The organism is Leptodesmis sp., assembly GCF_052746595.1.
Window position 1 is genome coordinate 1 of the sequence record NZ_JBRAGO010000146.1, and the last position, 8,341, is coordinate 8,341.

Below are 8,341 nucleotides of genomic sequence, written 5' to 3' on the forward strand. Positions count from 1 at the left end.
GGGTAGAAAAGGGAGCGATCGCAGGAGCGGGGGGGCGGGGGGTGGGGATGGAGGCGGGGGGATTGGGAGAACTGGAGACGGAAGGAGGGGAGGTGATGGGAGCGGGGGAGGGTAGGGGAGCGGCAAAGGGGGAGGAGGAGATCGAGGAATGAGGTGAGGAGGCTTGAGAGGGGAGGGCAGCGAGAACCTCGCTGGCAGATTGAAAGCGCTGACTGGGAGAACTATTCAGCATTCGATTTAAAATTTGGGCGAGGGAATTGCTGACTTGAGGAGCATAAGCCTGCCATCGCCAAACATCGTTGCGAGCGTCGTACAATTCGTCGGGCAGTCTCCCGGTTAATAGCACCAAAGCGGTAACAGCGAGAGCATACAGGTCGCTAGAAGGATAAATTTCTCCGCCTCGCATCTGCTCTGGAGGCGCAAATCCTTCAGAGAAAATCCCTGTGGACTTGACATTGGCTTTTGTCGCCTGCCGAACGGCCCCAAAATCTAGTAGATAGATGCGTCCCTCCGGATTTCTCATGATGTTAGAAGGCTTAATATCCCGATGAATGGAGCCATGGTCGTGAACAAATTGCAAAATTGCTAAAACTTCCTGCAATACGATCGTCACATCTTGGGGAGAAAATGGCCCTTGTTTTGCCAACTCCTCTTCTAGAGTCTCACCATCAATAAATTCCTGCACCAGGTAAAAGAATTTGACTTGCTGGCCCGGAGGGTAACTGGGAACGGTGAGTTCAAAAAAGGCATATAGATCAGGAATAGCTGGATGAGTATTGCCGAGGTCTTCCAGAGCTTGCGCCTCTCGTTCAAACAACTCCTGAGCCACCTGCAGCTGGCTGGGAGTGAAATGGTTAGCAGGTTGAAATTGCTTGACTACACACTGTCGCAACTTTGGAGTATAGCGATCGCGGGCTAGAAAAGCAGCCCCAAATCCTCCTCGCCCTAGTAATTTTAGAGGCAAATAACGTCCAATCAGAATCAGCGGCATCCCACAGCTGGTGCAATATTTTTGGGGGACTGATTTCAGGATTGCAGGATCATCCAGGTCTACAAAGGAGTTTACAGGTTTAGGGCAACCTGGACGAGTGCAGTAAAGATCCATTGCGGTTAAGAATCGATGTCGGGCACTACCAGCGTATGATCCAGACTGATGGATTGCACAGTTTCAGAATGCCCCAGAGTATATGACTGTAAATCTGCAGTGTAGGAAGCAAATTTCGGTAAGATTTCCTTACAAAATGCTTCTGCAGCCTTGGAGCGATAGCGGTTGGGATTGATAATCACCGATAGCATGCGTTTAACCACCACATCATCAATTCTGGCTCGGTGTAGCACACCCATTTGCAGTTCTTTTTCGATCGCAGAGATCGACACAAAAGCAGCCCCCAGTCCAGATTGAACAGCATTTTTAATCGCTTCAATGGAATTCAGTTCCATTTCAATTTTGAGTCGGCGCGTTTCAATACCAGACCGGGTAAGCACCTGATCAATGACTTTGCGGATGGTGGACTGAGAATCCAGCGCAATAAACTGCAGCCGATAGAGGTCATCTTTCTGCACCACCTCTTCCTTAGCTAAAGGATGCATGATTGGCAGAATCAGCGCGAGCTCGTCCTCAGCATAGGGAATAATTTCTAGAGAATCCTGAAGTTCTGGAGAAATCTCTCCCCCAATGATCGCCAGGTCAATCTGGCCATTGGCAACGCTCCAGGACGTTCGACGGGTGGAGTGAACATGCAACTGTACCGCAACATCAGGATATTTCTGGCGAAACATGCCAATCATTCGAGGAAGTAAGTAGGTTCCAGTGGTTTGGCTGGCGCCAATGATGAGGGTGCCGCCCTGAAGATTTTGCAAATCCTCCAGAGCACGGCACGTCTCCTGACAGAGGGTAAGAATCTTTTCTCCATAGTTGAGTAAAAGATGTCCAGCTTCCGTTAACTGCGCCCGCCTGCCTCCCCGGTCAAATAAGGGAACATCTAACTGGCGCTCCAGGTTTTGCACCTGAAGACTGACAGCAGGTTGAGAAACATAGAGACTGTCAGCAGCCCGTTTGAAGCTTCCCTCAGCGGCGATCGCTTTGAGAATGCGGAGCTGATCTAGAGTGAAAGGAAGGTCAGACATACGGCTAAACCCGAAGAGTGTAAGGAGCGAACGCTTTACCAGTCTGCTCGATGAAATCGAACGTCAGCAGCAGATGCAAAAATAGGGGCCTCTAAAACCAAAACCGTAGCATAGATAATCTATGAAATAATCTGTGAAGTCTCCAAAAACACATCCAGGTATGTAATTGTATCGAAACGTAAATGGAAAGCTATGAAACAGGAAGTTATTTAAGATTTTCTGAATTTACCAGGAATTTTAGAGTTTGCTCTCATGGATGGGCGATCGCGGCCTTATTTTGATGGAGTAGATCGAACATTAAACCAAGTCCAGCTAGAGAACGGTCATTTTCCCATCAGAGAAACTACGGTTCTGGACTTGGACAAGGTTTAAATTTTCAACAGAAAGAGGTTTTAGCTCAGGGCATTGTACAGGTTGTCGAAACGATTTCTGAAGGTTTTGCATCCTTCCAATTTCAGTTTGCGGGACATCAAGTCCACATTATATAAAGCGGATCAGGACATGGTTTTGCTGGTTTTAACCTGTAATGATCTGGTTTATGCGAACTATCTAAAAACTATTAAAAACCTAAAAGACTCACTGAGAGAAGATATTACCAATGTAATTGCCAAATTTTGCCTCATCGCTGGTGCTATCACTCCGTCTAACTTTAGCACTCACTCCCCGATAGGCCCTCCTAAAGGTCACACCGTTATCCCTACAGACTTCCCAGAAATCTGATCTCCAGACAGTTCAACTGCCGCTTGGGATGTATATTAATTCCATTAAGGATATTGAAGCGCTGATTAGACGGCGGGCTGAACAGGATCTACTCCATCCTAATTACAGGGCAGGTGCTATTGGAAGCAGGCAAGCTGATTACCCGATTGATGCTGAAGCAAATTGAGGACACCACCAGTTTTACTCTTGGAACTCATTTTCTCTAACCAAGAGATACATAACCTAAGAGGATGTTTGAGAAGTTCTCTTGCTGGTAACGAAACAGTTTAGATCCCCCTAAATCCCCCTTAAAAAGGGGGATTTTCAGCCCGGTTTCCCCCGCAGGTTACTGAAAACTCTTGATTGTATTGAGTTTGCGTCGGCAGACTGGGTGAGTGTAGTCGCGGTTTTAACCGCCAGATACTTTTCCAACACCCTCTGAGCTGGTTGAAGCAGTTGAGTGATGTCGCAGATGGTCGCTATGCTACGGATGGTGAGCTCAAATTCATGGATCACCATGCCCGTTCCTTCTACCTGGAAGCTCAGACTGATCCACGGTTGTAGGTAGCCGAAGCAATGATTGTTCAGCAGGTGCTAAACAGGGTCAAGAAGCTCGATTCGGATAGTTTTCAACAGGCCGTTATGAAAGCCTTTGGCCCCCCAGAAAATTGGGCGATCACCTATCAGCTAATGCAGGATGTCGTGCAACAGTTCCTCACTCCCAATCAGGCCAGTTTGTTTTGTCTTATTCTGGAACTGAAGCGATAAATTTTAGGAGATGTGTAAGGCAAACTCCGGAGCATTTTGGGGCATTTAAGAAGTAGGGTGTATCTGTGCCAACTCAGTGGCAATAGCCATGAGAGTTACCGCGATCTTGCGGCATGATCAAGAAAGATTGTTTTGTATTCACACACAGTACTTTTTGCAAACTCCAATGCTTACTCCCCTAAGTGGTGCTCAAATTCGGCAAACCTTCCTGGATTTTTTTGCGAGTAAAGGACACAAGGTTCTTCCCAGTGCTTCCCTGGTGCCAGAGGATCCAACTGTTCTGCTGACGATCGCCGGAATGTTACCCTTCAAGCCGATTTTTTTGGGCCAGCGAGCGGCGGAGTTTCCCCGAGCCACGACCGCTCAGAAATGCATTCGTACCAATGACATTGAAAATGTAGGGCGGACGGCACGGCACCACACCTTCTTTGAGATGCTGGGAAATTTCAGCTTTGGTGATTACTTTAAGTCCGAAGCGATCGCCTGGGCCTGGGAGTTATCAACTCAGGTGTTTGGCCTTCCTCCTGAACGAGTGGTCGTCAGTGTGTTTGAAGAAGATGACGAAGCTTTTGCCATCTGGCGTGACGAAATCGGCATTCCAGAGCACCGGATTCAGTGCATGGGAGCGGATGATAACTTCTGGGTGTCCGGTCCTACGGGGCCTTGTGGCCCCTGTTCCGAGTTGTACTACGACTTCAAGCCGGAACTGGGGGATGACTATATCGACCTGGAAGATGACAGTCGCTTCATTGAGTTCTACAACCTGGTGTTTATGCAATACAACCGGGATGTGGACGGCAAATTAACTCCCCTGAAAAGTAAAAACATTGATACAGGCATGGGCCTGGAGCGGATGGCCCAAATCCTGCAACAAGTACCCAATAATTACGAAACTGATCTGATTTTTCCGATCGTCCAAACAGCGGCTGAAATTGCGGGCATTGATTACACCAAGGCCGATGAATTAACAAAAGTTGCGCTTAAGGTGATTGGTGACCATATTCGAGCCGTGGTTCACATGCTGGCCGATGGAATTACCGCCTCCAATGAAGGACGGGGTTACGTGCTGCGGCGACTGATTCGCCGAGTGATTCGCTACGGGAGGCTGATTGGGATTAACCAGAAATTTACACCCCAGGTGGCTGAAACGGCGATCGCCTTGGCTGAAGATGCCTATCCGCATGTGCGGCGCATGGAACTGACAATCAAACTGGCGCTACAACGGGAGGAAATTCGTTTCCTCAAGACCCTGGAATTTGGGGAACGGGAACTGGCGACTCTGATCGAAAAAATTGGCCCTGGGGGACAAATTCCTGGCGAAAATGCCTTCATTCTGTATGACACCTATGGCTTTCCCCTGGAATTGACCCAGGAAATTGCCGCTGAAAAAGGACTCACTGTCAATCTGGAAGGCTTCCAGGCAGAGATGGAAAAACAACGGCAGCGATCGCGGAACGCCGTAGAAACCATTGACCTGACTGTCCAGGGATCCCTGAATCAACTGGCAGATCACATTCATGAAACCGAATTTCTGGGCTACGTCCAACCTTCGACAGAAGCTGAAGTCCAGGCTCTGATGGTGGGCGGCCATAGTGTCACGCTGGCCGAAGCCGGTACGGAAGTCCAGGTGATTCTAGATCAAACGCCTTTTTATGCGGAGTCGGGAGGGCAGGTGGGCGATTGTGGCTATCTCTCCGGCGAAAATGTTCTGGTACGAATTTACGATGTCCAGAAGGAATCCGGCTTCTACGTTCACTACGGACGGATTGAGCGGGGCACTCTGCATGTGGCGGATGTAGTCAATGCTCAAATTGATCTGGCCTGTCGTCGGCGTGCCCAGGCCAACCATACTGCTACTCACCTGCTGCAAGCGGCCCTCAAGCAGATTGTCGATGATCAGATTTCCCAGGCAGGTTCTCTGGTCGCGTTCGATCGCCTGCGGTTTGATTTCCACTGTCCCCGCCCGGTAACAGCCGATGAACTGCAACAGATTGAGGACTTAATCAATACCTGGATTGCTGAGGCTCACACGGCCCAAACCTACATTCTGCCGCTGGCGGAGGCCAAAGCACGGGGGGCGATCGCCATGTTTGGCGAAAAATACGCCAATGAGGTGCGGGTTCTGGATGTGCCCGGAGTCTCGATGGAGCTATGTGGGGGCACCCACGTCAGTAACACGGCTGAAATTGGTTTATTTAAAATTATTTCCGAGTCGGGCGTGGCGGCTGGCATTCGGCGCATTGAAGCGGTGGCTGGTCCTTCTGTGCTGGAGTACCTGAATGTACGAGATGCCATCGTGAAGGATCTGAGCGATCGCTTTAAGGTGAAACCAGAAGAAATTCCTGATCGCATTACCACCTTACAAAATGAATTGAAGGCTACCCAGAAGCAACTGGAAGCCGTAAAGTCCCAACTGGCATTAGCCAAAGCAGACAGTCTGCTGGCCCAAGCGGAGGCTGTAGGTGACTTCAAGATTTTGGTGGCGGAGCTGGCGAATGTGGATCCCGATTCCCTGAAAACAGCGGCGGAACAACTGCAGCAAAAACTGCCCAACAGTGCAGTTGTGCTTGGTTCGGTGCCTGAATCCGGAAAAGTCAGTCTGGTGGCCGCCTTCAGTCCAGAAGTGGTAAAAAAAGGCTTGCAGGCCGGAAAATTGGTGGGTGCGATCGCCAAGCTGTGTGGTGGTGGTGGCGGTGGCCGTCCGAACCTGGCCCAGGCGGGTGGACGGGATGACAGCAAACTGCCCGCCGCTTTGGAAGAGGCAAAACAGCAGCTTAAATCGGGCCTCAGTTAAGTGAATCCATCACAGTCATGAACAAATTTGATTGGATTGTGGTAGGTGGAGGCATTACTGGAACCGCACTAGCTTACGAGTTAGCCAACCAGGGGCTGTCGGTGTTGCTGCTGGAACAGGATGTCACCTTGCAGGGAGCCAGCCGCTATGGATATGGTGGGATTGCTTATTGGGCCGGAACCACAGAGTTAACTCGACAACTGTGTGCAGAGGGCATCGCCATTCATCGATCGCTGGCTGATGAACTGGAGAGCGACCCAGAATTCCGGGAACTGGATCTGGTGCTGACCGTTCCCCCAGATGCCGATATTCCAGCGATCGCCCAATCTTACCAAGCCTTTGCTATACCACCTCAGTATGTGGAGCGGCAGCAAGCCTGTGAGTTAGAACCTTTACTCAATCCAGCCGCGATCTCGGGAGCCTTTACCGTTAGACATGGTCACGTGAATTTAGGGAAACTGGTGGAAGCCTATCGTCAGGCTTTCATCAAGCGGGGCGGCACGTTGCAAATTGAAACTGCAATGGCAGTTCTTGAAGGGGATGGGAAGCAGGTTCAAGGCATTCAAGGTCGCCAGAATACTTATTCTGCTAAAAATATCGCGATCTGTACGGGAGCACTCACTCGTCTCTTCTTACGGCAGGCGGGCATTGCCATTGCGCAATACTTCACTCATGCCGAACTGATCGAAACCCCCCCCCTGGACATCAAGCTGCGATCGCTGGTAATGCCTGCTCAAACCCGGCGCTTTCAACTGGAAGCCAGGGCCAGCCAAGCCGAAATTGATTCACTCTGGGATCACCCCGGACATGAACCTGTGCCTGCCATCCTAGATGCGGGAGCAATTCAGTTTTTAGACGGGCGAATGCGGTTGGGACAAATTAGCCGTGCTCTGACAGATCCCTTTGCTCCGCTGGATGCGGCAGCCAGTGAAACCGCCATTCGTACCCAGGTGGGAGCGATTCTTCCGGCTTTGCAAGACGTGCCTGGCACCTGGCATCACTGTCTGATCGCCTTTAGTCGGGATAGTTTACCATTGATTGGCCCGATCGCCGATTGGAAAAATTTGCATCTGTTTTCAGGTTTCAGCAATCCTCTGGCGATTGTACCAGCCTTAGCGCGTCGATTTGCCAAACAGGCGACGATCGCAAAAACTGACCCTCTACTAAAACAGCTTTTGCCTAACCGCTTTGGTTAGCCTGCTAGGCAGCCAATCACTATACGGGAGCAACGATCGTGACTGTTAGCAAAAGCCATGCCTACTTTACTCCAGAAGACTATTTAGCACTTGAGCGGATCAGTCCCATCAAGCACGAATATCTTCAGGGGCAAATGGTGGTAATGGCAGGAGCCAGCAAAGCCCACATGATCATCACAGGGAACCTCTCCGCCCTCCTGATCAATCATTTACGAGGTACAGGTTGCATTGCCTACGCTACTGACATGAAAGTGCGTCTACCTACCCTCAATCTTTTCTACTATCCTGATCTGGCCGTCACTTGCGACGATCGCGACCTCCGCTCGGACGAAGATTTTATTCTGCACCCTAAGCTGATTATTGAGGTGCTATCCGACTCCACCGAGGCGTTCGATCGCGGTAATAAATTCGCGGATTACAAATCCAATCCCACCTTTGAGGAATATGTCTTAGTTCACCAAAACCAAATTCTGGTGGAACAGTTTGAACGCAAATCAAATAACTTGTTGGTTCCCCGCATCTGCCAAACAGGGGATACCATTGAGTTTAGCAGTATTGGCTTTACCTGTGAGATCGCCGCCCTCTACAAAACGGTGGCTCAACTGTTGTAGTCAAGATAGAACAACATCCTCAGAAACCGGGTTTCTTTATCGTTAAGCTACTCCGTCTTAGCGGTAGCAAGTCAGAAACCCGGTTTCTAGACGCTATAGAAAACTCGCGTGAGAACCCCGGTCTTTTAAGCCGGGGATGAAACGCA

General features: G+C 50.0%; 6 protein-coding genes. 4 read left to right on the forward strand and 2 right to left on the reverse strand.

What is annotated here, in order from left to right; all coding sequences use genetic code 11:
• On the reverse strand, positions 1-1,105 hold a 1,105-nt coding region (locus ACUVQO_RS21385; protein WP_445927845.1), incomplete at its 3' end, for a protein kinase domain-containing protein.
• 5 nt (positions 1,106-1,110) lie between these two features.
• Complete coding sequence (locus ACUVQO_RS21390; protein WP_445927846.1) at positions 1,111-2,127, reverse strand: LysR family transcriptional regulator; 1,017 nt, start codon at positions 2,125-2,127, stop codon at positions 1,111-1,113.
• A 1,275-nt stretch (positions 2,128-3,402) separates the two neighbouring features.
• On the opposite strand from ACUVQO_RS21390, the gene ACUVQO_RS21395 reads away from it, so the two are divergent.
• From ACUVQO_RS21395 to ACUVQO_RS21410, 4 genes are all read left to right on the forward strand, one after another.
• A complete protein-coding gene (locus tag ACUVQO_RS21395) occupies positions 3,403-3,594 on the forward strand; it encodes a hypothetical protein (protein WP_445927847.1) in 192 nt (63 codons plus the stop codon).
• Positions 3,595-3,760: 166 nt separating this feature from the next.
• A complete protein-coding gene (alaS, locus tag ACUVQO_RS21400; RefSeq protein ID WP_445927848.1) occupies positions 3,761-6,388 on the forward strand; it encodes an alanine--tRNA ligase in 2,628 nt (875 codons plus the stop codon).
• 17 nt (positions 6,389-6,405) lie between these two features.
• Positions 6,406-7,584 carry an NAD(P)/FAD-dependent oxidoreductase gene (locus ACUVQO_RS21405; protein WP_445927849.1) on the forward strand — a complete coding sequence of 393 codons (1,179 nt, stop codon included), beginning with the start codon at positions 6,406-6,408 and terminating at the stop codon, positions 7,582-7,584.
• A gap of 38 nt (positions 7,585-7,622) precedes the next feature.
• The gene (locus ACUVQO_RS21410) at positions 7,623-8,195 is read left to right on the forward strand and encodes a Uma2 family endonuclease (RefSeq protein WP_445927850.1); all 573 of its coding nucleotides are present in this window, start codon (positions 7,623-7,625) and stop codon (positions 8,193-8,195) included.
• The last annotated feature ends 146 nt before the right edge of the window (positions 8,196-8,341 follow it).

What these genes read in the sequence shown, in the direction of transcription:
- ACUVQO_RS21390 (WP_445927846.1), bottom strand. Translation starts at nt 2,127, where the DNA reads ATGTCTGACCTTCCTTTCACTCTAGATCAGCTCCGCATTCTCAAAGCG.
- ACUVQO_RS21395 (WP_445927847.1), top strand. Translation starts at nt 3,403, where the DNA reads ATGATTGTTCAGCAGGTGCTAAACAGGGTCAAGAAGCTCGATTCGGAT.
- alaS (WP_445927848.1), top strand. Translation starts at nt 3,761, where the DNA reads ATGCTTACTCCCCTAAGTGGTGCTCAAATTCGGCAAACCTTCCTGGAT.
- ACUVQO_RS21405 (WP_445927849.1), top strand. Translation starts at nt 6,406, where the DNA reads ATGAACAAATTTGATTGGATTGTGGTAGGTGGAGGCATTACTGGAACC.